Origin of the sequence: Microbacterium tenebrionis (genome assembly GCF_903645325.1) — a bacterium.
Lineage (GTDB): Bacteria > Actinomycetota > Actinomycetes > Actinomycetales > Microbacteriaceae > Microbacterium > Microbacterium tenebrionis.
The window spans coordinates 312,357-338,058 of the sequence record NZ_CAHJXQ010000001.1 but is presented as its reverse complement, the minus strand read 5'-3'; the positions used below and the strand labels follow the sequence as shown (position 1 = coordinate 338,058).

Genomic DNA, 25,702 nt, shown 5'->3' with positions numbered 1-25,702 from the left:
GTGAACCTGTGGGGCGCGAACGGCATCCTGGCAGAAGAAAAGACCCTCCGCGCACCCAGCAGAGCCCGGTTACCCTTGCTACGTTTCCGTCCTGGGGGAATTGGCCTGGATGCTGCCACGCGGAGAGCCGCATGCCAGTCTACCTGCTCAGGCCGAGCCCGAAGAACCGCCGAGCCTCTTGCCCCTGGCCGGGATACGATCGGAGGGAAACCCGACGGCGGGCGAAAGGCAGCGCATGGACGATCCCGACCCGTTCGACGGCGCAGAGCGCCCGATCACCGCCGAGCAGTTCGCGACGCACACGTCGGCGATCCTGGCATCCATCAGCGAGGTGATCGACGGCAAGGAGGACGCCGTGCGCAGCGCGCTCGTGTGCCTGCTCGCCGAAGGGCACCTGCTCATCGAGGACGTGCCCGGCGTCGGCAAGACGATGCTGGCGCGTGCACTGGCCGCGAGCGTGGACGCCACGGTCCGCCGCATCCAGTTCACCCCCGACCTCCTGCCGGGCGACGTGACAGGCGTGAGCGTCTACAACCCCGTCGACCGCGAGTTCGAGTTCAAGCCCGGCGCCGTGTTCGCCCAGATCGTGCTGGCCGACGAGATCAATCGGTCCTCGCCTAAGACGCAGTCGGCGCTCCTGGAGGCGATGGAGGAGGGCCAGGTCACCGTCGACGGACGCACGCACATGCTCCCCGATCCGTTCCTCGTCGTCGCCACCCAGAACCCCCTCGAGATGGAGGGCACCTACGCCCTGCCCGAGGCGCAGCGCGACCGGTTCATGATGCGCATCTCGATGGGATACCCGGATGCCGCCGCGGAAGCCCTCATGCTCCGCCAGCGCGACAGCGTGAACCCGCTCTCCTCGATCCGACCCGTGGCGGATGCCGAGACCATCACCCGCATGATCGGATGGGCGCGCTCCGTGCATGTCTCCCCCGCCGTCGAGGAGTACGCCGTCGCCCTCGCCCAGGCGACCCGCAACGACCCGAGCCTGCACCTGGGCGCGAGCCCGCGGGCGACGCTGCAGCTCGTGCGCGCGGCGAAGGTGTGGGCGGCGCTGGACGGACGCGACTTCGTCATCCCCGACGACCTCACCGCCCTCATCATCCCGGTCTTCGCGCACCGCCTGCTCCCGGCCCGCGGCGTGCACCGGTCGGGCGCGCAACCGGTCGAGGCGGCGCTGCGCCAGATCGTGGATCGCGTGCGCGTGCCGCTGATCGCCCGAGCCTGACGACATGCGATCGCGCAGACCCCTGACCGTGCGCGGCCTCGCCACACTGCTGACGGGCGTCCTGCTGGCGATCGCCGCGAACCTGCTGGCGGCGCCCGTCCTGCTGTACGTCGCCGTGCTGCTGTTCGCGCTCCTCATCCTCGGGATCCTCGTCGTGCACGTGCCGCGGCGGGGCGGCTCGGTGACCCGGCGCATCTCGACCGACCTCCTCACGGTCGGCGAGACGTCGCAGGTCGCCGTGCGGTTCGATCTGCGCGCGCTGCGGGTGCCCTTCGGCACCTGGCGCGACGAACTGCCGGATGCCGTCACCGGCGACGCGGAGGGAGACTTCCCCACCGACAACGGCACGAGCATCCGCTACACGATGACCGGAGTGCGACGCGGCGTCTGGGCCGTCGGCCCGCTGTCGCTGCGCACGATCGACCCGTTCGGCTTCGCACAGCGCCTGCAGGACTTCGGCGACACCGGAACAGTGACCGTCGTCCCCGAGGTCGTCCCGCTCGCACCGCTGACCGGAGACACCGGCGCCGCGGGGGGTACCGCGCACACGGCATCCGCACGGCTCGGCCAGGGCAGCGACAACCTGTCTCCGCGGCTCTACGTCTCCGGCGACTCCATGCGGCGCATCCACTGGCGCGCCACCGCCCATCGTGGCGACCTCATGGTGCGTCAGGAAGAGGAGGAGTCCAGCCCCGACGCGATCGTCGTCCTCGACCGCGCCAGCCGGCGCTGGGGCCCGCACTCGGATGAGGTCGACCCCGGCTTCGAAGCGGCCGTGTCCGCCTGCGCCTCGACCGCCCTGCACCTGGTGCAGGAGGGGTACAGCGTCGATGTGCGGGACTCCGCGGGGAGCACGCTGGGAACACTGCGCGGCCATGAGGACGATCGGGATTCCCTCCTCGTCGCCCTCGCGATGGTGACACCGCAGGGCGAGACGCGCGACCTCGTCTCGCTGCTCGACGGGGCCCCTCCCGGCCCGCCCGGGATGATCACCGGCCGGATCGACGAAGAGGATGCCGCGCTGCGGCGCCACGGCGGCGCGGGGACCCCGATCCTCCTCGCCGCCGAGCCCCTGCCCGGCGCACTGGAAGCCGCCGCTGCCACCGGCTGGTACACCGGCGAGCTCGACGACGTGTCCGCCGCGTGGGATCACGCCATCGCCGGCCACGTGGCACCCGGGGGTGGGCATGTTCCGCGCTGAGCCCCGCGCGGCCGGTCGCCCGGCGGTCGACTACGAGCGACGGATGCGCCCCCGCGACCGCACGCTCGCCGCCGCCGTTCTGTCCGTCTGCGCCGCGGTCGTGCTCCTGTGGCCGTACACCTCCGTCGTCGTCGCCGGGCCCTGGTCGATCCTGAGCGTGACGGTGATCGTCGTGATCGTCGCGACGGGCATGGTCGTCCGGTTGATCCGCGGCGGCCGATTCGCCGACGGCGCACTGCCGTTCCTCGCGCAGCTGGTCGTCGGCACGGGCGCGCTCACGCTGCTGCTGGTGCCGCAGGGCGCACTGCTCGGCATCATCCCCACCGGCACGACCGCCTCCGCATTCGGGCGGCTCGCCGTCCAGGCGCTCGACGAGGTCCGTTTCGGCACCGCGCCGCTGGCCGACACCCCGGGTCTGCGCACCATGCTCGCCGTCGGCTTCGCCCTCGCCGCGATCCTGCTCGATCAGCTCATCTCGGCGCGTTACGCCCTGCCTGCGATCATCCTGATCACCGCGATCGGCGCGATCCCGATGATCGTCGCGCTCGGCGACGCGAACGTGCCCTGGTTCGTCATGCTCGCGGTCATCTCGCTGTTCCTCCTGCGGCACAGCGTCCGCCACGACGGGCGGCGCCCACGACGCGCATCCGTCGGTCTCGCCGTCACAACGGGCGCTGCGGCGATCGCCGCCGCACTCGTCGTCACCCCGGTGCTCCCGATCTCGTCGACCTGGGTGGGGGTCGGCACGAGCACCCAGCTCGATCCGTCGTTGCGCCTCGGTGAGGACCTGCGCCGCCCCACGCCCTTCACGGTGATGACGCTGGCCACGAGCGCGGCATCCGCCCCCTATCTGCGGATCGCCACCCTGTCGGAGTTCGACGGCTCGACCTGGTCGTCCGACGACGGCGACGTGCAGGCTGTGACCGACGGATTCGGCGACCCCGACTGGACCGAGCAGATCGAGACGGTGCAGAGCCGCACGTCGATCCGCGTCACCGGGATCTCCGGCTCCTGGCTGCCCGTTCCGTATGCGGCCACGAAGATCGTCGGCGTGGCATCCGGATGGCAGATCATGCCCGACAACCGCACCGTGACCTCGGCGATCAGGGATGCCGCCGACGAGGACTACACCGTCACCTCCGAGGTCGTCGCCCCCACGCTCGAGCAGATCCAGGCCGCCGGGGCGACACCGGCGGACATCGAGGTTCCCGCCTTCATCGCCGATACGGCGAGCGAGGTGACCGCCGGCGCCACCAACGACTACGACCGGCTCATCGCGATGCAGAGCTGGTTCCGCTCCGAGTTCACGTACTCGCTCGACGCCCCTGTCGACGGCGACTTCGACGGGACGGGCACGGATGCCGTCGAGGAGTTCCTCCAGGTCCGCTCGGGCTACTGCATCCATTTCTCCGGGGCGTTCGCCCTCATGGCCGAGGCCCTCGACATGCAGGTGCGGATCGTCGTCGGTTACCTGCCCGGATCGATGACGGATGAGAAGCGCGGCGACGAGACGATCTACGCGGTCAGCAGCGATCAGCTGCACGCTTGGCCCGAGGTGCACTTCGCCGGCATCGGCTGGGTGCCGTTCGAGCCGACCGCGTCGCTCGGCAACCCGACCGGCTTCCTCCCCGCGAACACGGGGGGCGGCTCGGTGTCCGACCCGACGCTGCCGGAGCCGTCGGCGACTCCGTCGAGCGAACCGTCGACCGCTCCGCGCGCCGAGCAGGACCCGGGGGCGTCGCAGACGCCGGGTGGCGACTCGTTGCAGCGGGTGGACCCGGGGCCTGTCGTCCTCGTCGGCGCCGGCATCCTGTTCCTGCTGCTCGTGCCCATGCTCGTGCGTCTCGGCGTCGGCGCCGCGCGCTCCGGACGCGCCCGACACGGCGACGCGGCGGCGGCATGGCAGGAAGTGCGCGCGACGCTCGTCGACCTGGGCGTCTCGGTGTCGGATGCCGACACTCCGCGCATGCGCGGCGCGACGCTCGTCGAGCGCGGTGCCGATCCGGCGGCGGTCGACGTGCTCGTGGACGCCGTGGAGCGGTCGAGCTACGCCAGGGTCGCGACCGCGACCGGCGATCTCTCACGGACTGTTCGCCGGGTGACGGCGCAGCTCCGGCGGAGCGTCGACACGCGCGACCGTGTCACCGCGCGCCTGCTCCCCCGCTCGCTCGTCGTCAGGCGGGATCGCTGAGCGTCAGCGAGTCGAAACGGCACCGTGCTGCGCGCACGGCACCGCATCGCACTGCTCGCACACGACGAACTGCCTCCGGCACGACGCATCCGGGCAGTTCGCGGTGCGCTTGGTCGCAGCTCCGCACCCGGCGCACACCCCGACGACGGCCGCGTGATCGCTGAAGTCGACCGAGCCGCGCTTGTCGAACACGTACAGCGACCCCTCCCACAGGCCGTCGTCCCCGTACTCCTCGCCATAGCGGACGATCCCGCCGTCGAGCTGGTACACCTCGCCGAACCCGCGCGAGACCATGAGGCTCGAGAGCACCTCGCAGCGGATGCCACCCGTGCAGTACGTGACCACCGGCTTGCCCTTGAGGTCGTCGTACGCGCCCGAGTCGAGCAGCCGCACGAAGTCGCGGGTCGTCTCGACGTCGGGGACGACCGCGCCGCGGAACCGGCCGATCTCGGCCTCGAGCGCGTTGCGACCATCGAAGAAGACGACGTCATGGCGCGACTCGACGAGGTCGTGGAGGCTCTCGGGCGAGAGGTGGATGCCGCCTCCGACGACGCCGTGCTCGTCGACACGGAGCTCGTCCGGCGCCCCGAACGAGACGATCTCGTCGCGCACCTTCACGCTGAGCTTCGGGAAGTCCACGCTGAGACCGTCGGCGTCGAGCCCGGTCCCCTCGCCCCACTTGAGATCCACGGTCTTGAACGGGCCGTAGGAGCGGAACGAGCGCGCCCATTTCTTCAACGCACGGAGGTCGCCGCCGAGCGTTCCATTGATGCCGTGCTGCGAGATGAGCACGCGGCCCCGGAGTCCGAGCATCTCGCCGACGTCGCGCTGCCACACCCGGATCGCATCGGGGTCGGCGAGGGGCGCGAAGACGTAGAACAGGACGATCTTGGGTGTGCTCACCTGGAGATTGTAGGCGGCGCGGCTCGGGACCCGCTTCGAGCTCAGTACACGCGGCCGGTTGCGCATCCCTCGGTGTCGCCGGTGGTGCCGGTCACCTCCCCCGGCAGGGTGACGGGCTCCTGGTCCGGCGTCGCGGAAGCCGTGGGCGCGGGCGTGCCCGTCTCGGGCGCCTCCGGGGCCGGCGTCTCGGGGTCCGGAGTCTCGCCGCCCTCGTCGGCGAGCGCCAGCGGCTCGTTCCTCTCGAGCGCATCGAAGAGGGCTGCAGCGGCGTCAGGGAGCGGGTCGAGCCGGTTGGCGTCGACGACGGAGGTCGTCGCGGGGTACTGCACGAACACGTAGTCGCTGATCGGGATGTCCTTCAGCGCGAGCCCCATCTGTGCCAGTGTGACCGGGCTGGTCAGGCTCGTGCTGGGGTCGACGGCCGAGAGGATCGTCCTGGCGAGGCGCAGAAGCAGCGCCGGGTCGCTGAGCACCTGCTCGCTGGTGATCTTGCGAACGAGGCTCGACATGTACAGCTGCTGGTTGCCGATGCGCGCGGTGTCGCTGCCGTCGGTGGTCGATTTGCGGGCGCGCAGGAACGCGAGAGCCTCGGCACCCTTGAGCTCGTGGGTGCCTGCGGGCAGGTCGATGCCGGAATCGGCATCCTTCATGGCCCTCGCCAGGCACACCTCGACGCCGCCGATCTCGTTGGTGACATCGATCACACCACCCCAGTTGATGGATGCCGCGTACCCGATGTCGAGCCCGGTGAGGTTCTCGACCGTCGCCACCGAGCAGGCCAGGCCTCCGGTGCCGAACGCCGAGTTGATCATCTGCCCGTACGCCTCGTACGTCTCGTTGCCGTTCGCGTCCGTGCAGGAGGGGATGTCCACGAGCAGGTCGCGGGGGAAGCTCACGACCGTGACCCGGCGCGGGGGCTCGGAGATGTGGACGACCATGAGCACGTCGCTGCGGACACCGTCTTCGGCGTCGGTGCAGCGGTCGCCGAACTGGGCCGCGTACTCGGGTTCGCAGTTGTCGGTGCCGGCGACGAGGATGTTCGCGCTGCCCTCGAACTCCGAGAACGCCGGGGGCTGTTCGCCCTGCAGCTCGACGGCGTCCTCGCCGAAGGTGCCGCTGAGGTCGATGTACAGCCACGCGGTCACGCCGATCGCCGCGACGAGCACGACGGCGAGGCCGATGCCGAGCGCCTTGAGCAGCCGCCGCCCCCGGGATGGCTTCTGCAGTCCGTGGCGGGGGACCGTGCGTCGAGGCGACTGCCGAATCATGCGGTCAGCCTATCCGGGCGTCCCGCGCGAGCCTGGGAGCGTCACGGGTGCCCGACGCGATCGGCTAGACTGTTCAGGTTGTTCCCTGGTGACGTGTCCGAGCGGCCGAAGGAGCACGCTTGGAAAGCGTGTGTTGTGCAAGCAACCGCGGGTTCGAATCCCGCCGTCACCGCCAGATGAATGAAGGGCGTCCGCGCAGCGGGGGCCCTTCATTCATTTATCCAGTGCTGCGGATTCGGGTCGGTACGAGCGCAGCGAGCCGGATGCCGTAGACCAGCGAACCGTCCGCGCCAGGCAGTCGCTGCATCCCGAGACGCTCATAGAACGCCGCGGCTGAGGTGTTCGCCGGGTCCATGCCCAGGTGCAGGCCCGGCACGCCGCGGCGACGCAGTTCGGTGAACAGCGTCTGGATGAGGCGGCGCCCCGCCCCCTGCCCCGGCGCCTCCGGCAGCAGATCGATGTGCAGGTGCGCGGGATACTCGGCGGCGTACGGCTCCGGCCCGACTCCGCGCACGTAAGCGAGTTCGGTGATCCGCTCCTCCTCGCGGTCCTCGGAACGATAGGGGCGGAGGATCGTCACCGCGGCGGCTCCCGCCCCGGCAGGTCGGGCTCGCGTCCGCGCGAGCGCGCCCACGTCAGCGCGAATCCGCCCAGCAGCAGCACGACGCCGGCACCCACCAGCATTCCGCCGAGCGTATCGCTGAGCCAGTGCACGGAGACGAGGGTGCGCGAAAGTGCCATCGCGAGCGCCCACATGACGGCGACGATGAGCACCCACAACCGCGGGAACAACACGACGGCGAGCGTCGCGAGCGTCGCGGCGTTCGCCGTATGCCCGCTCGGGAATGAACCGTAGTCCGACAGGACAAGCATGTCCTCGGGCCGGGCGCGCCCGAACACGCTCTTGAGCAGTTGCACCACAGCCACACTGATCAGCATCGTCGCTGCGGCGAACACGGCGGCCCGCCATCGTCGAGCGAGCAGCAGAGCCGCGATGACCACGAGCGGGATCAGGTACGTCGCGACCCACCCTCCGCCGATGCGGTCGAGCGCGTGCGCGATGTCGAGGAGGACCGGGGTGCGGATCTGACCCATCAGCGTGTTCCACGCCACATCCACGGCCGTGGCTCCGACGCCGCCCCAGGTCACCACGACCCCGAGCACGATAGCGACGAGGAGCGCGCCGCTCCCCCACCACAGCAGAACCGGACGCATCATCCCGCCATTGTGCCCGATACCGGGCGCACGCGGGGGACGCCGCTCAGCGTGTGGGGCGATCGAGACCCTGCTCGAGATCGGCGATCAGATCCGCGATGTCCTCGATCCCGACCGACAGACGCACGACGTTCTCGGGGACGGCGAGCTCCGTGCCCCGCACGGACGCGTGCGTCATGTCCGGCGGGTAGCCGATCAGCGACTCGACGCCGCCGAGCGACTCCGCGAGCTGGAACAGCTCGGTCGACTCGGCGAAGGCACGAGCGGCCTGCGGCCCTGCAGCCAGTGCGAGAGAGAGCATCCCGCCGAAACCGCTCATCTGCGACGCGGCGATCTCGTGACCGGGGTGGGAGGCGAGACCCGGGTAGTACACGGTCTCGAACTCCGGCCGAGCCGCCGCCCATTCGGCGATGGCCTGCGCGTTGGCGCTGTGCTGACGCATGCGCACGGCGAGGGTCTTGATGCCGCGGGTCGTCAGCCAGCCGTCGAGCGGCGCGGAGACGGCGCCCACGGCGAACTGCTGGAACTTCACCGGATCGACGAACCGGTCGTCGCCGAAGATCACCGCCCCGCCGAGAACGTCGGAGTGCCCGCCGAGATACTTCGTGGTCGAGTGCACGACGAAGTCCGCGCCGAGGGCGAGCGGGTTCTGCAGGGCCGGCGACGCGAACGTGTTGTCGACGACGACGAGGACGCCAGCGGCGTGGGCGATCTCGACCGTCTTCGCGATGTCGACGACCTTCAGCAGCGGGTTGCTGGGCGTCTCGATCCAGACGATCTTCGTCTCGGGGCGCAGCGCTCCGCGCAGGGCGTCGGCATCGCCGAGCTCGACGATCGTCGAGTCGATGCCCCATGCCGCGTGCACCTTGGTCAGCAAGCGGTACGTTCCGCCGTAGACGTCGTTGCCGAGCACGACGTGGTCGCCGGGGCGCAGGATGCCCCGCAGCAGCGCGTCCTCGGCCGCGAGGCCCGAGGAGAACGACAGCGCCCTGACGCCGCCCTCGAGCGCTGCGAGCTGTGTCTCGAGCGAGGTGCGCGTGGGGTTTCCCGCCCGGTTGTACTCGTAGCCGCCGCGGAATCCGCCGATGCCATCCTGCACGTGCGTGGACGACTGGTAGATGGGCGGGATGATCGCTCCGGTGACCGGGTCGGGTTCCTGACCGGCATGGATGGCGCGGGTGGCGAAGGCGTGATCGGACATGCCTTCAGCCTACGTCCGGCCCCGGATCCCGGCTGCTGCGTTACGGTTCGCGTCAGCGCGCGAGGTAGCCGACGAGGTCCTGCCGGGTGAGCACGGTGTGCGGGCGCCCGTCGACGGTCACCAGCAGCGCGTCCGCTTCGGCCAGCGCGGTCCGCGCCTGCTCGACGGTCGCGTGGATGCCGATGAGGGGCAGCGGCGAACCGACGTGCGCGCCCACCGCGTCGGTGGGCTTCGCGTCACCGCGGAACAGCAGGTCCAGAAGGCCGCGCTCGTCGACCGTGCCGACGACCTCGCCCATCATCACGGGCGGTTCGGCACTGAGCACGACCAGCTGCGAGACGGCGAACTCGGTCATCGTGGCGATCGCGTCGTGCACGGTCTCGCTGGGGTGCACGTGAACCAGATCGGGGATACCGCCGACGCCCTGGGACTGCCGCGCCGACCGACGCATCTCGAGGACCTCGGAGACAGTCTCGCCCTCGGAGACGTCGGCGAAGCCGTACGAGCGCATCCACGAGTCGTTGAAGATCTTCGACAGATACCCGCGGCCGCCGTCCGGCAGCAGCACGACCATGACCGCATCCGCGGGGAGGTCCTTGGCCACCCGCAGCGCGCCGGCGACGGCCATGCCGCTGGATCCGCCGACGAGGATCCCCTCCTCGCGCGCGAGCCGGCGCGTCATCGCGAACGACTCGGCGTCGTCCACCGCGACGATCTCGTGCGGAACCGTCGCGTCGTATGCCCCGGGCCAGATGTCCTCGCCCACGCCTTCGACGAGGTACGGGCGCCCGGTGCCGCCTGAGTACACGCTTCCCTCGGGATCGACGCCGACGATGCGCACCCGGTCGTCCGACACGTCGCGCAGATAGCGCCCCGTTCCGGTGATCGTGCCGCCCGTCCCGACGCCCGCGACGAAGTGGGTGATGCGGCCGTCGGTGTCGCGCCAGATCTCGGGTCCGGTCGTCTCGTAGTGGCTCCGGGGCCCGTTCGGGTTCTCGTACTGGTTCGGCTTGAACGCGCCGGGGATCTCCGCCGCGAGCCGATCGCTGACGCTGTAGTACGATTCGGGGCTGTCGGCGGGCACCGACGTCGGCGTCATGACGATCTCTGCGCCGTACGCCCGCAGCACGTCGATCTTGTCCTCGCCCACCTTGTCGGGTAGGACGAACACGCACTTGTAACCGCGCTGCTGGGCGACCAGAGCAAGGCCCACGCCGGTGTTGCCGCTGGTCGGCTCGACGATCGTGCCGCCGGGCTTCAGGTCGCCGGACTCCTCGGCCGCATCGATGATGCGTCGCGCGATGCGGTCCTTGGCGGATCCGCCGGGGTTGAGGTACTCGAGCTTGACCAGCACCGTGCACTCCACACCCTCTGTGACGTGCTGCAGCTTCACGAGAGGGGTGTTGCCGACGAGGTCGGCGATGTGCTCGGCGTACTGCATGTGCCCCAGCGTAGACGGCGACGTGCCGGTGCGGGCTCCTGTTACCCCTTCGTCGCGCCAGCCATCAGACCGCGTACGAAGAAGCGCTGCAGGGCGAAGAACACGATCAGCGGCACGATGATCGAGATGAATGTTCCCGCCGACTGCAGGAACCACCTGTTCCCCCATGTCCCCGACAACGAGTTCAGCGCCTGGGTGATGGGCAGGGCACCCGGCGAGGCGAAGATCGTCGCCACGAGCAGGTCGTTCCACACCCACAGGAACTGGAAGATGCCGAAGGATGCGATGGCGGGCATGGCCAGCGGCAGGACGATCCGGAAGAACACCTGTCCGTGGCCGGCGCCGTCCACACGAGCGGCTTCGACGATCTCGCCGGGGATCTCGGCGATGAAGTTGTGCAGCATGAATGTCGCCAACGGCAGCGCGAAGATGGCATGCGCGATCCACACCCGCGCGAAGCTGTAGCTGACATCGTTCAGCCCGAACCCGGGGAAGATCATCACATCGCCGACGGTGAGTCCGTCCGAGAACAGGCTGAGCAGCGGGACCAGCGCCATCTGCAGCGGCACGATCTGCAGGGCGAACACGAAGACGAAGAGCATGCTCCGTCCCTTGAAATCGATCCACGCGAAGGCGTAGGCCGCGAGCGCGGCCATGACGATCGGGAAGACCGTTGCCGGGATCGTGATCGCGAGCGAGTTCACGAATGCGGATGCCAGCGTCGTCGACGTGCCTCCGGCATTCAGCGCCTCGATGTAGTTCTCGAAGGTGAACTCCGGGTCGGTGAAGACTGTCCACCATCCGGTCGACTGCGTGTCGGCGCCGGGTCGGAACGAGGTGACCAGGAGTCCGAAGGTAGGAATCGTCCAGAAGATCGCGATGATCGCGGCGGCGAGGGTGGCGCCCTTCGAGGTGAGCTTCTTGTGCGCGATCGCCTCGTTGCGGCGCGTGTCGCGTGCGACCTGCCGCTTGGTGCGCGTATCCGTGACGACGGCTTGCGTGGCACTCATCAGCGGATCTCCCTCTGCTTGCGCATGGATCGGGCGTTGTAGATGATCAGCGGCAGCACGAAGATGAACAGCACGACGGCGAGCGCCGAGGAGTGCCCGTAGCTCTGGAAGCGCTGCTGCTGGTTCACCATCTCGAAGCCGAGGACGGTTGTGTCGTCACGGCCGCCGGTCATCACGGCGACGATGTCGTACACCTTCAAGGATGCGATCGTGATCGTGGTGAGTACGACGATCAGCGAGGAGCGGATGCCGGGGACCGTGACGTTCGTGAACCGCTGCCAGGCGTTCGTGCCGTCGAGTTCGGCCGCCTCCATCTGCTCCGCCGGCACGGCCTTGATGGCCGCGGACAGGATCACCATGGCGAACCCGGTCTGGGTCCAGATGAACACCACGAGCAGCATGAGCGTGTTGATGATCGGCTTCACGGCAAGCCAGTTGACAGGATCGCCTCCGAACATCGTCACGATCGCGTTGAGCAGGCCCAGCTGGTCGCCCTGGCGGTAGTCGTACATGAACTTCCAGATGATGCCGGCGCCGACGAACGAGATCGCGACGGGCATGAACACGAGCACCTTCAGCAGTTTCTCGCCGCGCGCCCGGTCGATGAACACCGCGTAGGCCAGGCCGATGCCTACAGCGATAGTCGGGGCCAGCAGCGCCCAGATGAGTGTGTTGATGACCGACGCCGTTCCGGTGGGGTTGGTGAACACCCAGAAGTAGTTGTCGAGGCCGACGAAGTTCGCGCCGCTCTTGTCGAAGAACGATTTGACGAACGTCGAGATCGCCGGGTAGATGAGCCCGATCAGCAGCATGATCGTGGCCGGCGCCATGAACAGGATCAGCTGGAAAAGGTACCCGGCTCCCTGACGGGAGCGGTAGTCGGCGAAGAACAGCAGGCCACCGGCGAGCAGCGCGATCGCGACGACGTACAGCACGGCGTTGGAGTACGGGCGCAGTAGCAGGAACGCCAGTGCGGGAATGGCCAGGCAGGCGACCAGGCGCATGACGAAATAGCCGCGGCCGGGCCGGGGTGCGTACTCGATGAGCACGAGCAGGACCGCCACGGCGACGCCGAACAGCACGAGAACGACGGGGATCTGCACCAGCGGATGCAGCCCGCCCATCCAGACGAACAGACTGTTGAGCGAGAAGCCGATCGTGATGCGCTGCGGGTCCTCAACCGGCTGGCTGATGAGCAGGAGGAAGACCAGTGCTGCGATGAGGACGAACGCTGCTATCACGACGACGCGCGTGATCCTGCGCCCCCGAGCGTCGGTGCCGTGCAGTCTCGCGGACACCTCGTTCGTCGCGTGCGTTTCCGCGACAGGCGCCTCGTCGGCGGCAGTGTGCGACATGGACACTCCTTATGAGTACGGCTCTGGGCTCGAGCGGTTCGCGGGACCGAGCTGGAAGCCCGGTCCCGCGAACCGTCACATCTCGAGAATAGGCACTGCTAGTTCTCGTAACCAGCCTGGATGTCGGAGAGCACCTGGGTGGTGTCCTTGCCGTCGATCCAGTCGACCATGCCCTTCCAGAACGAGCCAGAGCCGACCGTGGACGGCATGAGGTCGGATGCGTCGAAGCGGAAGACCGTCGAGTCATCCTGCATGATCGCCATGGCCTCCTGCAGGAACTCGCTCGATGCCAGGCTCGCGTCGGCGTTCTTGTTGGCCGAGATCACACCGCCGAGCTCGACACGGGCATCAGCGAACTCGGGAGACGCCATGAACTCCAGCACCTTCTGGGTCGCCTCATCGTCCGAGAAGCCGGCGACGAACTCGCCGCCGCCCTCGACCTGCAGTTCCCCTGCCGTCTCACCGGGCATGATGAACGCGTAGACATCGCCGTCGGGAGCAACGGTCGGCGTCTCTCCATCGGCGTTCTTCACGTCGAGGAAGTTCGCCGACAGGAACGATGCCTGGTGCGTCAGAGCACAGGTGCCGTCGGCGACCTTGGCCGCGACATCGGCGAACGCGGTGGAGTTGATGCTCTTGACGTCGCCGAAGCCCGCGTTGACGTAGTCCGGGTTCTTCAGGATGGAGCCGACGGCCTCGAAGGCGTCGGCGATCTCGGGGTCGGTGAACTTCACGTCGCCGGCCACCCAGTCGTCGTACACGTCGGGGCCGGACTGGCGCAGGACGAGGTCCTCGATCCAGTCGGTTCCCGGCCACCCGGAGGCATCGCCGGAGGCGAATCCGGCGCACCACGGCGCTTCGCCGGACTTCTCCTTGATGGTGTCGGTGAGAGCGATCATGTCGTCCCAGGTCTCCGGAACCTCCACACCCCACTCCGCGAACTTCGTCGGCGAGTACCAGACGTAGCCCTTGAGGTTGGCGAGCATCGGCGCTGCGTAGAACGTGTCGTCGAACGTGCCGTAGTTCTTCCAGTCCGCGGACCAGTTCTCGTCGACGGCGGACTCGACTGCCTCGGGTGCCGCCAGCACCTTGCCGGTGTCGACGAGAGTCTTGAGCAGGCCGGGCTGGGGGACGATGGCGATGTCGGGCGCGTCGCCACCGGTCACCTTGGTGACGATGTTGCCCTCGAAGCTCTTGTCACCGGTGTACTGCACCTTGATGCCGGTATCCTCGGTGAACTTGTCGAACGACGCGTTGAGGTCGTCGGCCTCTGTTCCCGTGATGCCTCCGGAGATGCGGACGGTCTTGTTCGTGGCGTCACCGCCGCCGTCGCCGGACCCGCCCTCGGCGCAGCCAACGAGCGTGAGCCCCAGAACCGTCGGAATTGCAAGGGACGCGAGCAGGACGCGCCGCTTGGACTGACTCATGAGTGCCTCCTAGAGTGACGCAGGAGATCTTCCTGCGCTGGGGTCAGCGATGACCACCTGCTGCCAACCTATTCCCCCGAGAGCGCTCCCACAACCATTGGAAGGTCACGACAACGCAACCATCTGAACCCGAGTGCTGGGACGACGAAGGCCCCGGGGCATGCCCCGGGGCCTTCGTGCTGCGCGAAAACGCGATTACTTGAGGGTAACCGTGGCGCCGGCGGCCTCCAGGGCCTCCTTCGCCTTGTCAGCGGTCTCCTTGTTGGCGCCCTCGAGGACGGCCTTGGGAGCACCGTCGACGACGGCCTTGGCCTCGCCGAGGCCGAGCGAGGTGAGCTCGCGGACAGCCTTGATGACCTGGATCTTCTTGTCGCCGGCAGCCTCGAGGATGACGTCGAACGAGTCCTTCTCCTCCTCGGCAGCGGCGTCGCCGCCTGCGGCGCCGGCGCCGGCAACGGCGACGGGGGCAGCAGCGGTGACGTCGAACTTCTCCTCGAACGCCTTCACGAACTCGCTGAGCTCGACGAGGGTCAGGTCTGCAAACTGCTCGAGCAGCTGCTCAGTGGTGAGCTTCGCCATGATGTATCTCCTAGATTGGTGGGGTTTGTGGAACGAGATCGCGGGTCGCTCACGCGGCCTGTGCGGTCTCCAGCTTTTCGCGAAGCGCGTCGATGGTCGCGGCAGCCTTGCCCATCGTCGCCTTCATCATGCCCGCAGCCTTCGCCAGCAGAACCTCACGGCTCTCGAGCGAGGCGTACTTGTTGACCTCGTCGGCGGTGAGGGCATTGCCCTCGAACACGCCGCCCTTGATCACGAGAAGCGGGTTGGCCTTGGCGAAATCACGAAGAGCCTTCGCGGTGGCGACGAAGTCGCCGTGCACGAACGCGACGGCCGACGGACCCTTGAGGTCGTCGTCCAGCGCGGAGATCCCAGCCTTGTTGGCCGCGATCTTGGTCAGCGTGTTCTTCACCACGGCGTACTCAGCGTCCTGACGGATGCTGTTGCGCAGCTCCTTGAGCTGGGCAACCGTCAGACCGCGGTACTCGGTCAGCAGGACGGCGTTCGAGTTCTCGAATGACTTCGTGAGCTCGGCAACCGATGCATCCTTCTGCGCCATGGTCACTCCTTGGTGGGTACGAGATGCCGCACGTGCGTGGGGCACCGACCTGAACCGCCGCATGCAAACAGAAACGCTCCGGCGCAAGCGACGGAGCGTGGAATCCAGATACCTGGAGAAACGATCATGTCCCTGCGCGGGCCCCTGCAGTGCAGTGCTTCAATCGGCCTGCGCTTGCGCGCACGCCGATGACCAGCGGTCTTCGGTTAGGACAACTGTACCTCACCGCACCCGGCTTCCCAAATCCGCTCGGTGCGCGTCTGCCCTCATTTGACGCGCAAACCCTGGCCGCGGCGCACGACCTCGGGTTAGCGTGGGCGCATGGATGCTGCGACAACCCTCGTCGTCTTCGGAGCCACGGGCGATCTCGCCTCGCGACTGCTCCTCCCCGCTCTCGGCCAGCTGCTCGTCACGGAGCAGGACCGGACGGTCCGCGTGATCGGCGCCGGCATCGAGGAATGGACGACGGATCGGCTCGCCGAAGTGGTGCGCGCATCGTTCGCGACGGTGGATGCCGAGTCCGCCCTGGACCGCGTCGAGGTCGAGTACCACCGGGCCGACATCACGAAGGCCGCCGATCTCAAGCGGCTGCTGAAGGGGTTGGACGGTCAGGTCGCCCTCTACTTCGCCGTCCCGCCGGCGATCGCCGCGCGCGCCTGCGAGGCGATGACCGCCGACATGCTCCCGGAGGGCGCCATGCTCGCCCTCGAGAAGCCGTTCGGCACGGATGAGGCCAGCGCCCGAGCGCTGAACGAGCGTCTGGAAGCGCTGGTCCCCGAGACGCAGGTGTTCCGCGTCGACCACTTCCTGGGCAAGTCGACCACGCTGAACCTGCTGGGCGCGCGCTTCGCGAACCGCCTTCTCCAACCGCTGTGGTCGGCCGATAGCATCGAATCGGTCGGCATCGTGTACGACGAGAAGCTCGGTCTCGAGGGACGAGCGGGGTACTACGACGGAGCCGGCGCGCTCGTCGACATGATCCAGAGCCACCTGCTGCAGGTGCTCGCGGTCGTCGCGATGGAGCAGCCGGCCACGATCGGCGAAGCCGACTTCCGGGAGGCGACCTCGGCCGTCCTGCGTGCGACCCGTGTGTGGGACGACGATCCGACGACGTCATCGTGGCGAGCGCGGTACACGGCAGGAAGCGTCGACGGCTCCGACAAGCCGTCGTACGTGGACGAGACGGATGTCGATCCGCAGCGCGGCACGGAGACGCTCGCCCAGGCGACCTTCGAAGTGCGCAATGCCCGCTGGGCCGGCGTACCGTTCACACTGCGCTCCGGCAAGGCGATCGGCGACCCGGCCCGCGAGATCGTCGTGCGCTTCCGCGCCGTGCGGCACGTACCGGAGGGGCTGCGCGGTTCCGCCGAAGGTGCCGTGCTGCGGCTCTCACTGGGACCGGACCGGGTGTCGCTGGAACTCAACCTCAACGGCGCGGACGACCCGCTCGTGCTGGAGCGGGTGACGCTGTCGGCCGACCTCGGCGCCGGGCAGCTGCTCGCCTACGCCGAAGTGCTCTCCGGCATCCTCGACGCCGACCCGATGCTGTCCGTGCGCGGGGACGCAGCCGAGCAGTGCTGGCGGATCGTGCAGCCGATCCTGGATGCCTGGCGCGCTGACGAGGTGCCGCTCGAGGAGTACGCGGCGGGGTCGACCGGACCGCCGCACTGGCCCTACGTGGGCTGACGGGACCGCCTCGCATGCCTGCCACCCGGCGCGGCAGAGCCTCGGAGGTCCGCGGCGGGAGGTAGCCTCGAGAGGTGACCCCGGAACTTCAGGCTCGAATCGTCGCGGACTCCCGCGACAGGGTCGCCTGGCTCCGGGCGCGAGCACGCGGCATCACCGCGACGGATGTCGCCGGGCTCTCCGGTGAGAAGTCGATCATCCGCGCGGCAGACGCCAAGCTCGGCGGCGGAGCCCGTTTCGGCGGCAACGCCTACACCGACCACGGACGTCGGCGCGAGCCGGAGATCGCCGCATGGGTGGCCGCGACGCACGGCATCCGCCCGTCATCCGCGCTCTTCCGCGCCGAGGTCGAGCACCGTCATCTCGCCACTCCGGACGGCATCGTCCAGGATGCCGGCGGGCGCATCCTGCTCGCCGAGATCAAGACGACCAACAAGAACTGGCGCACGATCCCGCGCACGTACCTGCGCCAGGTGTGGTGGCAGCAGCACGTTCTGGGCGCCGACCGGACGCTGTTCGTCTGGGAGGAGCACGACGACTTCCGCCCGGTGGACGACGAGCCGCGCTGTGTGTGGATCGACCGCGACGAGCGCGAGATCGACCAGCTCGTCGGCCTCGCGACCCGCCTGATCGACGAGCTCTACCACCGGACGACGGGCAACCGGCCGCCGACCGCGCATCCCGAGACGCCGTCCCGTCGCGAGGCCCTTCGCGAGCGCGACGTCTTCCGCGCCCTCGCCCTGGCCGACTGACCCGCCCCGACCGGACCGCCCGCGATCAGTGCCGGTAGGGCTCGAGCACGGCCCCGGCCTCTGCGGCGACCTCGGCGGCGACGGCGTCGAGCAGTGCGGAGCGGAGGTTCCACTGCTGCCAGTGCAGCGGCACCCGGATCGGTTCACCCCCGAGCGGAACGACGGCCCCCGATGCCAGCGCGTCGGCGAGCTGCGGGCCGGGCAGCATCCCCCAACCCAGTCCCAGGGCGACCGCCGCGGCGAAGTCGTGCGATGCCGGTACGTAGTGCCGTGGCACGCCCTCAGCCTCGATGCCGCGCGCAGCGAGCCACTGCTGCTGCAGCGCGTCCCGGCGATCGAAGTCGACGAACGGCGCCCGGCGCAGCGCGTCATCGCTGACGCCGTCGGCGAACCAGCGTCGGACGAACGCCGGCGTCGCGACCGCCTCGTACACGAGGATGCCCAGCGGCGCGACGGAGCAACCGGTCACCGGGGTCGACTCCGCGGTGACGGCCGCCATGACCTCGCCGGATTCGAGCAGTCGAGCGGTGAAGTTCTGGTCGTCTCTGTGCAGGTCGAAGTCAATGTCGTGGGTCTCGCTCAGCCGCGCGAGCGGCGCGAGGAACCACGTCGCCATGGAGTCGGCGTTGACGGCCAACGGCACGCTCGCCCGCCCGTCCGCGGCGTCGAGCCCGAGTCCGGCGAGCGTCTCGTGCTCGAGGAGCGCGATCTGCCGGGCCATGCGGACGACCGCCTCGCCCGAGGGCGTGGCCGTCGCCGGGCGCCCTCGGACGACGAGCACCCGGCCGAGCTGCTGCTCGAGGGATTTCAACCGCTGGCTGACCGCCGACGGAGTGATGCTGAGCGCCCGCGCAGCCGCTTCGAGGCTGCCGCCGTCGACGATCGCGGCCACCGTGGATGCGAGTTCCGGAGCGATCGACGCCATGAAGTCATGCTAATGGAAGGTGAGAATCGTTCGCTGGTGCTTATGCACAGCGTCTTCTAGCGTGGAAGGGTGCTCGCGTTCTTCTCCGGTCTCGGCCTCGGCCTCTCCCTCATCATCGCCATCGGGGCGCAGAACGCCTATGTGCTTCGCCAGGGCATCCGGCGGGAGCACGTCCTCGCCGTCGTGATCATTTGCGCACTCTCCGACGCGGTGCTGATCGTCGCGGGCGTCGCGGGCCTCGGATTCGTCATCGAACGGATGCCGTGGCTCGTCGTGGTCGCGCAGTGGCTGGGCGCCGCCTTCCTGCTCGCGTACGGGCTGCTCGCCGCCCGGCGCGCACTGCGCGGCTCCGATGCTGGCCTGCACACGGAAGCCGGTTCCCGGCCGCAGCCGGACGTCCGCCTCGCACCGGTCGCGCTCACGGTGCTCGCCCTGACCTGGCTCAACCCGCACGTGTATCTGGACACCGTCCTGATGCTCGGTTCGATCGCAGCGACGCACGGCGACGCGCGGTGGGTCTTCGCCGCGGGAGCCGTGTGCGCGAGCATCCTCTGGTTCACAGCCCTCGGGTACGGCGCCCGCCATCTCGGCCGCTGGCTCGACACCCCGCGCGCGTGGCGCATCCTTGACGGTGCGATCGCCGTCATCATGATCGCGATCGCCGTGAGCCTCGTCGTGCAGGCGGTCAGCGGCTGAGGTCGTCGCCGCCGTCGAGCGGGCGCAGGATCCTCGCGAGGAAGCGTCGGGTGCGCTCGTGCCGCGGAGCCGTGAACAGCTGCTCCGGCGGCCCCTCCTCGAGCACGATGCCGCCGTCCAGGAACAGCACGTGATCCGCGGCCTCACGGGCGAACGCGAGCTCATGGGTGACGACCACCATGGTCCAGCCCTCGTCGGCGAGCTCCTTGATGACGAGGAGCACCTCACCGACGAGCTCGGGATCGAGGGCGCTGGTGGGCTCGTCGAACAGCAGCAGGTCGGGGCGCAGCGCAAGGGCCCGGACGATGCCGACGCGCTGCTGCTGACCGCCGGAGAGCTCGTGCGGGTAGGCGGTCTCCTTGTCGGCGAGGCCGACGCGGGCCAGGAGCATCCGCGCGTCCGCGATCGCCTCGTCCTTCGGGCGCCCCTGAACGCGCCACGGCCCCTCGATGACGTTCTGCAGCACGGTGAAGTGCGGGAAGAGATTGTGGTGCTGGAACACCATCGCCGAACGGTCGCGCAGCGCGAAGCGCGTGGCCTTGCCCGGTCGGGCGGCGAAGTCGATCTCCGGTCCCCCTTCGACGGTGAGGATGCCGGCATCCGGCGTCTCGAGCCCGTTCAGCGAGCGGAGCACCGTGGTCTTGCCGGAACCGCTCGGACCGATCAGCACGACGACCTCGCCGCGGTGCACGGTCAGGTCGAGACCTTTCAGGACCTCGTTCGAGCCGAAGCTCTTGTGCAGACCACGGGCTGTGAGCAGCGGGCTGCCTGCGCGGCTCGGAAGAGCTGCGCTCTCAGACGGCGACATGGCGATCGAGCCTCCTCTCGAGCAGGTTCTGCCCGGCCGAGAGGACCAGGCAGAACACCCAGTACACGAGCGCTGCGGTCAGGTACACGACCATGAACTTGTAGTTGAACGCGGCGATCTGCTGGGCGACGCGGAAGAGCTCGGTCACGAGGATGAGCGAGGTGAGCGAGGTGTCCTTCACGAGCGAGATGAAGGTGTTCGACAACGGAGGCACGGACACCCGAGCCGCCTGCGGCAGGATGACGCGCGTCAGCGTGCGCGTCCGCCCCATCCCGACCGTGTACGCGGCCTCCCACTGCCCCTTCGGGACAGACAGGATCGCCGCGCGAATCACCTCAGCGCCGTAGCCGCCGACGTTCAGCGACAGGGCGATGACGGCGCTCGGCCAGGGATCGACGACCACGCCGATGGACGGGAGCCCGTAGAAGATGACGAACAACTGCACCAGCAGAGGCGTGCCGCGGATGACCGAGATGTACACCCGCGCGATCAGCGAGAGGATGCGGTGCTCGGAGATCCGCATGAGTGCGGTACCGAGCGCGAGGGCGAGACCGATCGCGAACGAGATCAGTGCAAGCGGGATCGTGCTCACGAGCCCGGCGAGGGCGATGGGCCCCAACGAGCTGAGGAACACATCCCACAGGTCCATGACTACTCGGTGACGTCGGCGCCGAAGTACTTGTCGCTGAGCTCGGCGAGCGAGCCGTCGGCGCGCAGTTCGTCGAGCGCTCCGTCGATCGCGTCGACGAGAGCCTGCTTGTCCTGGGTGAACGCGAACGCCGACAGCCCTGCTTCATCGGTCTCGGCGGCGATCTTGACCGAGGTGTCGCCTTCGGTCTGCACGTAGTCGAGGAAGGTCAGCTTGTCATTGATCGTGGCATCCACGCGACCCTGCTTGAGCAGGGAGATCGCCTGCGCCCAGCCGTCGACGTTCTCGACCTTGGCGCCGCTGGAGACCGCGAGCTCGTTCCAGTTGCTCGTGAGCGACTGCGCCGTCGTCTTGCCGTCGAGGTCGTCGAAGGACGAGATGGAGTCGTCGTCGGCGTTCACGACGATGACACCCGGCGAGACCGTGTACGGCTCGCTGAAGAGGTAGTTCGCCTCGCGCTCGTCGTTGATGGTCACCTGGTTGGCGATGAGGTCGAAGCGCCCGGCATCGAGGCCGGCGAAGATCGCGTCCCACTGCGTCTCTTCGAAACGGACCTCGAGGTCGAGCTGCTCTGCGACCGCCTCGATGATCTCCACGTCGTAGCCGACGAGAGCACCGGTGCCGTCACCCTCGTGGAAGCTGAACGGACGGTACGTGCCCTCGGTCGCGACCGTCAGCGTACCGGGGGTGACGAGACCGTACTCGTCGCCGCCTTCCGGCGCCGTCTCACCCGTGCTCGTGCAGCCGGCGAGGGCCAGCGCTGCGATGGCGAGAACGGATGCTGCGGTGACGCGACGCGACATGTGTGAGAGACCTCTCTGGTCTTGTTCGCCTTGCGGCTATTAACGCAAAATGGCCACCCTGCGTTGGGTGGCCATTTTGACTAAAAGGAGTCCGGCGGTGTCCTACTCTCCCACAGGGTCCCCCCTGCAGTACCATCGGCGCTGTGAGGCTTAGCTTCCGGGTTCGGAATGTGACCGGGCGTTTCCCTCACGCTATGGCCGCCGAAACACTATTGATGTTTCAATCATACGCATAACGAAAAACATTGTTCTCGTTTGCGGTTCTCGACCGTACATCGAGAACCACTCAGTGGACGCGGCATCAGAAAGAATTCGAACTGATGAAAATAAGGGTGTTATCAAGTCATCGGCTTATTAGTACCAGTCAGCTCCACACGTTGCCGTGCTTCCACATCTGGCCTATCAACCCAGTCGTCTACTGGGAGCCTCTCGGACACAAGGTCCATGGAAGTCTCATCTTGAGGCCGGCTTCCCGCTTAGATGCTTTCAGCGGTTATCCATCCCGAACGTAGCTAATCAGCGGTGCTCCTGGCGGAACAACTGACACACCAGAGGTTCGTCCAACCCGGTCCTCTCGTACTAGGGTCAGATCCTCTCAAACTTCCTACGCGCGCAGCGGATAGGGACCGAACTGTCTCACGACGTTCTAAACCCAGCTCGCGTACCGCTTTAATGGGCGAACAGCCCAACCCTTGGGACCTACTCCAGCCCCAGGATGCGACGAGCCGACATCGAGGTGCCAAACCATGCCGTCGATATGGACTCTTGGGCAAGATCAGCCTGTTATCCCCGAGGTACCTTTTATCCGTTGAGCGACAGCGCTTCCACAAGCCACTGCCGGATCACTAGTCCCGACTTTCGTCCCTGCTCGACCTGTCAGTCTCACAGTCAAGCTCCCTTGTGCACTTACACTCGCCACCTGATTGCCAACCAGGTTGAGGGAACCTTTGGGCGCCTCCGTTACTTTTTGGGAGGCAACCGCCCCAGTTAAACTACCCACCAGGCACTGTCCCTGAACCGGATCACGGTTCGAAGTTAGATATCCAGAGTGACCAGAGTGGTATTTCAACAACGACTCCACGTGAACTGGCGTCCACGCTTCACAGTCTCCCACCTATCCTACACAAGCCACACCGAACACCAATACCAAGCTGTAGTAAAGGTCACGGGGTCTTTCCGTCCTGCTGCGCGTAACGAGCATCTTTACTCGTAGTGCAATTTCGCCGAGTTCGCGGTTGAGACAGCTGGGAAGTCGTTACGCCATTCGTGCAGGTCGGAACTTACCCGACAAGGAATTTCGCTACCTTAGGATGGTTATAGTTACCACCGCCGTTTACTGGGGCTTAAATTCTCAGCTTCGCCTTGCGGCTAACCGGTCCTCTTAACCTTCCAGCACCGGGCAGGCGTCAGTCCGTATACATCGTCTTGCGACTTGGCACGGACCTGTGTTTTTAATAAACAGTCGCTACCCACTAGTCTCTGCGGCCACCACACCCTTTCGGAGCAAGTCCTAATAAGTGGATGGCCCCCCTTCTCCCGAAGTTACGGGGGCATTTTGCCGAGTTCCTTAACCACGATTCTCTCGATCTCCTTGGTATTCTCTACCTGACCACCTGAGTCGGTTTGGGGTACGGGCGGCTAGAACCTCGCGTCGATGCTTTTCTCGGCAGCATAGGATCACCCACTTTTTATCCGCATCGTGTCTCAGCCACATGAGTCACGGATTTGCCTATGACTCGGCCTACGCACTTGCCCCGGGACAACCATCGCCCGGGTTGGGCTACCTTCCTGCGTCACACCTGTTAATACGCTAACCGCACCAGCATGGGGTCGTACGCTAGGCCTCACCCCATCACCCCGAAGGGATCCGGTCATGAGGATTCAGATACTTAGCACCACTGGATTAGCTTGGGCGGTTCTTCGCCGGTACGGGAATATCAACCCGTTGTCCATCGACTACGCCTGTCGGCCTCGCCTTAGGTCCCGACTTACCCAGGGAAGATTAGCTTGACCCTGGAACCCTTGGTCTTTCGGAGGACATGTTTCTCACACGTCTTTCGCTACTCATGCCTGCATTCTCACTCGTGTAGCCTCCACGGCTGGGTCACCCCGCCGCTTCGCCGGCCACACGACGCTCTCCTACCCATCAACACGGCTGGACCACGAAGGCCTACCAAAAATGTCAATGCCACAACTTCGGTGGCGTGCTTGAGCCCCGTTACATTGTCGGCGCGGAATCACTTGACCAGTGAGCTATTACGCACTCTTTCAAGGGTGGCTGCTTCTAAGCCAACCTCCTGGTTGTCTAAGCAACTCCACATCCTTTTCCACTTAGCACGCGCTTAGGGACCTTAGATGGTGGTCTGGGTTGTTTCCCTCTCGACTATGAAGCTTATCCCCCACAGTCTCACTGCTGCGCTCTCACTTACCGGCATTCGGAGTTTGGCTGACGTCAGTAACCTTGTAGGGCCCATCGGCCATCCAGTAGCTCTACCTCCGGCAAGAAACACGCAACGCTGCACCTAAATGCATTTCGGAGAGAACCAGCTATCACGAAGTTTGATTGGCCTTTCACCCCTATCCACAGCTCATCCCCTCAGTTTTCAACCTAAGTGGGTTCGGTCCTCCACGCGCTCTTACACGCGCTTCAACCTGGCCATGGATAGATCACTTCGCTTCGGGTCTAGGACATGCGACTGAATCGCCCTATTCAGACTCGCTTTCGCTACGGCTACCCCACACGGGTTAACCTCGCCACATATCACTAACTCGCAGGCTCATTCTTCAAAAGGCACGCTGTCACCCCTACTAAGGAGGCTCCAACGGTTTGTAAGCAAACGGTTTCAGGTACTATTTCACTCCCCTCCCGGGGTACTTTTCACCTTTCCCTCACGGTACTTGTCCGCTATCGGTCATCTGGGAGTATTTAGGCTTATCAGGTGGTCCTGACAGATTCACACGGGATTTCACGGGCCCCGTGCTACTTGGGATACTCTCCACGCCAGAACACGCATTTCGACTACGGGGTTGGCACCCTCTATGACCGGCCTTTCAAGACCGTTCGTCTATACGCTTCTGTAACGTCGCCACCTCGGCAGAGATGACAGGTGAGTCCCACAACCCCGAACATGCAACTCCTGCCGGATATCACACACACTCGGTTTAGCCTGATCCGGTTTCGCTCGCCACTACTAACGGAATCGCGGTTGCTTTCTCTTCCTGTGGGTACTGAGATGTTTCACTTCCCCACGTTCCCTCTACCCGCCCTATATATTCAGGCGGGAGTCACTAGGTCGGCACGCCGCCCAGCGGGGTTTCCCCATTCGGACACCCTCGGATCAAAACTTGCTTATCAGTTCCCCGAGGCTTATCGCAGATTGCTACGTCCTTCTTCGGCTCCAGATGCCAAGGCATCCACCGTTTGCTCTTAAAGACTTGAAACAAAACATGAGTTCGAATCGTCAAAATTGAAATTGACTAATGATCTTTAAGATCATCTTTCACAACACCACAACCCACCCTAAAAGGGCCGGCTGCGATGCTGAAGATGCTCGCGTCCACTGTGTAGTTCTCAAAGTACGGGCGGTACCCCCACCAACTCACCAACCGGTGAACCAGAAAGGGGCCCAGAGGTACAGTCCCAAGATCCGCCCTCCGAAGAAGACGAACCCGGTTCCGGTCCCTCAGGACCCAACAGCGTGCATACACCACATCCCCATGACCTCCCCGTTCCAACCGCCGAAGCAGCGTACTAACGAAAACCATGCATCCATGATGCCAAGTCAAATGTTCCACCCATGAGCTCCGGCCGGAAACGTGTGTT

At 66.7% G+C, this 25,702-nt stretch carries 21 protein-coding genes, 1 tRNA gene, 2 rRNA genes and 1 other RNA gene; 7 read left to right on the top strand and 18 right to left on the bottom strand.

Annotation, left to right across the window (positions count from 1 at the left end):
- Positions 1-35 precede the first annotated feature (35 nt).
- An RNA gene (ffs, locus tag HWX58_RS01685) (signal recognition particle sRNA small type) lies at positions 36-132 on the bottom strand.
- Positions 133-235: 103 nt separating this feature from the next.
- Between ffs and HWX58_RS01680 the strand changes: the two genes are divergently transcribed.
- Genes HWX58_RS01680 through HWX58_RS01670 form a run of 3 tightly spaced genes read left to right on the top strand, consistent with a single transcriptional unit; the run spans position 236 to position 4,623 of the window.
- On the top strand, positions 236-1,231 hold the full coding sequence (locus HWX58_RS01680; RefSeq protein WP_175985340.1) for an AAA family ATPase: 996 nt from the start codon (positions 236-238) through the stop codon (positions 1,229-1,231).
- A gap of 4 nt (positions 1,232-1,235) precedes the next feature.
- On the top strand, positions 1,236-2,432 hold the full coding sequence (locus tag HWX58_RS01675) for a DUF58 domain-containing protein (protein ID WP_175985338.1): 1,197 nt from the start codon (positions 1,236-1,238) through the stop codon (positions 2,430-2,432).
- Positions 2,419-4,623: a transglutaminase TgpA family protein gene (locus HWX58_RS01670; protein ID WP_175985336.1), complete on the top strand. Its 2,205-nt coding sequence runs from the start codon at positions 2,419-2,421 to the stop codon at positions 4,621-4,623. The genes HWX58_RS01675 and HWX58_RS01670 overlap by 14 nt, the downstream gene beginning before the upstream one ends.
- 3 nt (positions 4,624-4,626) lie before the next feature.
- Here HWX58_RS01670 and trhO read toward each other — a convergent pair whose 3' ends face one another.
- Complete coding sequence (gene trhO, locus HWX58_RS01665; protein WP_175985333.1) at positions 4,627-5,526, bottom strand: oxygen-dependent tRNA uridine(34) hydroxylase TrhO; 900 nt, start codon at positions 5,524-5,526, stop codon at positions 4,627-4,629.
- A 41-nt stretch (positions 5,527-5,567) separates the two neighbouring features.
- The gene (locus tag HWX58_RS01660; protein ID WP_175985331.1) at positions 5,568-6,794 is read right to left on the bottom strand and encodes an LCP family protein; all 1,227 of its coding nucleotides are present in this window, start codon (positions 6,792-6,794) and stop codon (positions 5,568-5,570) included.
- Positions 6,795-6,881: 87 nt separating this feature from the next.
- On the opposite strand from HWX58_RS01660, the gene HWX58_RS01655 reads away from it, so the two are divergent.
- Positions 6,882-6,969: transfer RNA gene (locus HWX58_RS01655), tRNA-Ser, on the top strand.
- A 42-nt stretch (positions 6,970-7,011) separates the two neighbouring features.
- Here HWX58_RS01655 and HWX58_RS01650 read toward each other — a convergent pair.
- From HWX58_RS01650 to rplJ, 9 genes are all read right to left on the bottom strand, one after another.
- Complete coding sequence (locus HWX58_RS01650) at positions 7,012-7,374, bottom strand: GNAT family N-acetyltransferase (protein WP_175984914.1); 363 nt, start codon at positions 7,372-7,374, stop codon at positions 7,012-7,014.
- Complete coding sequence (locus HWX58_RS01645; RefSeq protein ID WP_175985328.1) at positions 7,371-8,012, bottom strand: phosphatase PAP2 family protein; 642 nt, start codon at positions 8,010-8,012, stop codon at positions 7,371-7,373. The genes HWX58_RS01650 and HWX58_RS01645 overlap by 4 nt, the downstream gene beginning before the upstream one ends.
- A 43-nt stretch (positions 8,013-8,055) precedes the next feature.
- A complete protein-coding gene (locus HWX58_RS01640; RefSeq protein ID WP_175985326.1) occupies positions 8,056-9,210 on the bottom strand; it encodes a cystathionine gamma-synthase in 1,155 nt (384 codons plus the stop codon).
- A gap of 52 nt (positions 9,211-9,262) precedes the next feature.
- Complete coding sequence (locus HWX58_RS01635) at positions 9,263-10,651, bottom strand: cystathionine beta-synthase (RefSeq protein ID WP_175985324.1); 1,389 nt, start codon at positions 10,649-10,651, stop codon at positions 9,263-9,265.
- Positions 10,652-10,692: 41 nt separating this feature from the next.
- On the bottom strand, positions 10,693-11,661 hold the full coding sequence (locus tag HWX58_RS01630; RefSeq protein ID WP_175985321.1) for a carbohydrate ABC transporter permease: 969 nt from the start codon (positions 11,659-11,661) through the stop codon (positions 10,693-10,695).
- The gene (locus tag HWX58_RS01625; protein ID WP_175985319.1) at positions 11,661-13,016 is read right to left on the bottom strand and encodes a carbohydrate ABC transporter permease; all 1,356 of its coding nucleotides are present in this window, start codon (positions 13,014-13,016) and stop codon (positions 11,661-11,663) included. Before HWX58_RS01625 ends, HWX58_RS01630 begins: the two co-directional genes overlap by 1 nt.
- 98 nt (positions 13,017-13,114) lie before the next feature.
- Entirely contained in the window at positions 13,115-14,443 is a 1,329-nt protein-coding gene (locus tag HWX58_RS01620) for an ABC transporter substrate-binding protein (protein WP_175985316.1), read from the bottom strand.
- Positions 14,444-14,638: 195 nt separating this feature from the next.
- Positions 14,639-15,022, bottom strand: coding sequence for a 50S ribosomal protein L7/L12 (rplL, locus tag HWX58_RS01615; protein ID WP_175985313.1), 384 nt, complete (start codon positions 15,020-15,022; stop codon positions 14,639-14,641).
- A gap of 49 nt (positions 15,023-15,071) precedes the next feature.
- A complete protein-coding gene (rplJ, locus tag HWX58_RS01610) occupies positions 15,072-15,560 on the bottom strand; it encodes a 50S ribosomal protein L10 (RefSeq protein ID WP_175985310.1) in 489 nt (162 codons plus the stop codon).
- 321 nt (positions 15,561-15,881) lie between these two features.
- On the opposite strand from rplJ, the gene HWX58_RS01605 reads away from it, so the two are divergent.
- Together HWX58_RS01605 and HWX58_RS01600 are read left to right on the top strand one after the other, a co-directional pair.
- Positions 15,882-17,246, top strand: coding sequence for a glucose-6-phosphate dehydrogenase (locus tag HWX58_RS01605; protein WP_175985308.1), 1,365 nt, complete (start codon positions 15,882-15,884; stop codon positions 17,244-17,246).
- Positions 17,247-17,320: 74 nt separating this feature from the next.
- Positions 17,321-17,998, top strand: a complete 678-nt coding sequence (locus tag HWX58_RS01600; RefSeq protein ID WP_175985305.1) for a YqaJ viral recombinase family protein — start codon at positions 17,321-17,323, stop codon at positions 17,996-17,998.
- Positions 17,999-18,023: 25 nt separating this feature from the next.
- Here HWX58_RS01600 and HWX58_RS01595 read toward each other — a convergent pair whose 3' ends face one another.
- Positions 18,024-18,923, bottom strand: a complete 900-nt coding sequence (locus HWX58_RS01595; RefSeq protein WP_175985303.1) for a LysR family transcriptional regulator ArgP — start codon at positions 18,921-18,923, stop codon at positions 18,024-18,026.
- A gap of 69 nt (positions 18,924-18,992) precedes the next feature.
- Between HWX58_RS01595 and HWX58_RS01590 the strand changes: the two genes are divergently transcribed.
- On the top strand, positions 18,993-19,619 hold the full coding sequence (locus tag HWX58_RS01590; protein ID WP_175985301.1) for a LysE/ArgO family amino acid transporter: 627 nt from the start codon (positions 18,993-18,995) through the stop codon (positions 19,617-19,619).
- On the opposite strand, the gene HWX58_RS01585 is transcribed toward HWX58_RS01590, so the two are convergent.
- The 5 genes from HWX58_RS01585 to HWX58_RS01565 all read right to left on the bottom strand — a co-directional run bounded on the left by HWX58_RS01585 (position 19,609) and on the right by HWX58_RS01565 (position 25,320).
- Positions 19,609-20,427, bottom strand: coding sequence for an amino acid ABC transporter ATP-binding protein (locus HWX58_RS01585; RefSeq protein ID WP_217702927.1), 819 nt, complete (start codon positions 20,425-20,427; stop codon positions 19,609-19,611). The two genes, HWX58_RS01590 and HWX58_RS01585, sit on opposite strands and share 11 nt — an antisense overlap.
- Complete coding sequence (locus tag HWX58_RS01580; protein WP_175985299.1) at positions 20,414-21,076, bottom strand: amino acid ABC transporter permease; 663 nt, start codon at positions 21,074-21,076, stop codon at positions 20,414-20,416. Before HWX58_RS01580 ends, HWX58_RS01585 begins: the two co-directional genes overlap by 14 nt.
- Positions 21,077-21,078: 2 nt before the next feature.
- Positions 21,079-21,879, bottom strand: coding sequence for a transporter substrate-binding domain-containing protein (locus tag HWX58_RS01575; RefSeq protein ID WP_175985296.1), 801 nt, complete (start codon positions 21,877-21,879; stop codon positions 21,079-21,081).
- A gap of 89 nt (positions 21,880-21,968) precedes the next feature.
- Positions 21,969-22,085, bottom strand: a 5S ribosomal RNA gene (rrf, locus tag HWX58_RS01570).
- A 128-nt stretch (positions 22,086-22,213) separates the two neighbouring features.
- Positions 22,214-25,320 (bottom strand): 23S ribosomal RNA (locus tag HWX58_RS01565).
- Positions 25,321-25,702: the final 382 nt, after the last annotated feature.

Bases quoted from the DNA above. Each gene is read 5' to 3' on its own strand.
- HWX58_RS01645 (WP_175985328.1), bottom strand. From the start codon at position 8,012: ATGATGCGTCCGGTTCTGCTGTGGTGGGGGAGCGGCGCGCTCCTCGTC.
- HWX58_RS01605 (WP_175985308.1), top strand. From the start codon at position 15,882: ATGGATGCTGCGACAACCCTCGTCGTCTTCGGAGCCACGGGCGATCTC.
- HWX58_RS01625 (WP_175985319.1), bottom strand. From the start codon at position 13,016: ATGTCGCACACTGCCGCCGACGAGGCGCCTGTCGCGGAAACGCACGCG.
- rplJ (WP_175985310.1), bottom strand. From the start codon at position 15,560: ATGGCGCAGAAGGATGCATCGGTTGCCGAGCTCACGAAGTCATTCGAG.
- HWX58_RS01660 (WP_175985331.1), bottom strand. From the start codon at position 6,794: ATGATTCGGCAGTCGCCTCGACGCACGGTCCCCCGCCACGGACTGCAG.
- HWX58_RS01680 (WP_175985340.1), top strand. From the start codon at position 236: ATGGACGATCCCGACCCGTTCGACGGCGCAGAGCGCCCGATCACCGCC.
- HWX58_RS01670 (WP_175985336.1), top strand. From the start codon at position 2,419: ATGTTCCGCGCTGAGCCCCGCGCGGCCGGTCGCCCGGCGGTCGACTAC.
- HWX58_RS01640 (WP_175985326.1), bottom strand. From the start codon at position 9,210: ATGTCCGATCACGCCTTCGCCACCCGCGCCATCCATGCCGGTCAGGAA.
- rplL (WP_175985313.1), bottom strand. From the start codon at position 15,022: ATGGCGAAGCTCACCACTGAGCAGCTGCTCGAGCAGTTTGCAGACCTG.
- HWX58_RS01675 (WP_175985338.1), top strand. From the start codon at position 1,236: ATGCGATCGCGCAGACCCCTGACCGTGCGCGGCCTCGCCACACTGCTG.
- HWX58_RS01635 (WP_175985324.1), bottom strand. From the start codon at position 10,651: ATGCAGTACGCCGAGCACATCGCCGACCTCGTCGGCAACACCCCTCTC.
- HWX58_RS01585 (WP_217702927.1), bottom strand. From the start codon at position 20,427: ATGTCGCCGTCTGAGAGCGCAGCTCTTCCGAGCCGCGCAGGCAGCCCG.
- HWX58_RS01595 (WP_175985303.1), bottom strand. From the start codon at position 18,923: ATGGCGTCGATCGCTCCGGAACTCGCATCCACGGTGGCCGCGATCGTC.
- HWX58_RS01630 (WP_175985321.1), bottom strand. From the start codon at position 11,661: ATGAGTGCCACGCAAGCCGTCGTCACGGATACGCGCACCAAGCGGCAG.
- HWX58_RS01580 (WP_175985299.1), bottom strand. From the start codon at position 21,076: ATGGACCTGTGGGATGTGTTCCTCAGCTCGTTGGGGCCCATCGCCCTC.
- HWX58_RS01620 (WP_175985316.1), bottom strand. From the start codon at position 14,443: ATGAGTCAGTCCAAGCGGCGCGTCCTGCTCGCGTCCCTTGCAATTCCG.
- HWX58_RS01575 (WP_175985296.1), bottom strand. From the start codon at position 21,879: ATGTCGCGTCGCGTCACCGCAGCATCCGTTCTCGCCATCGCAGCGCTG.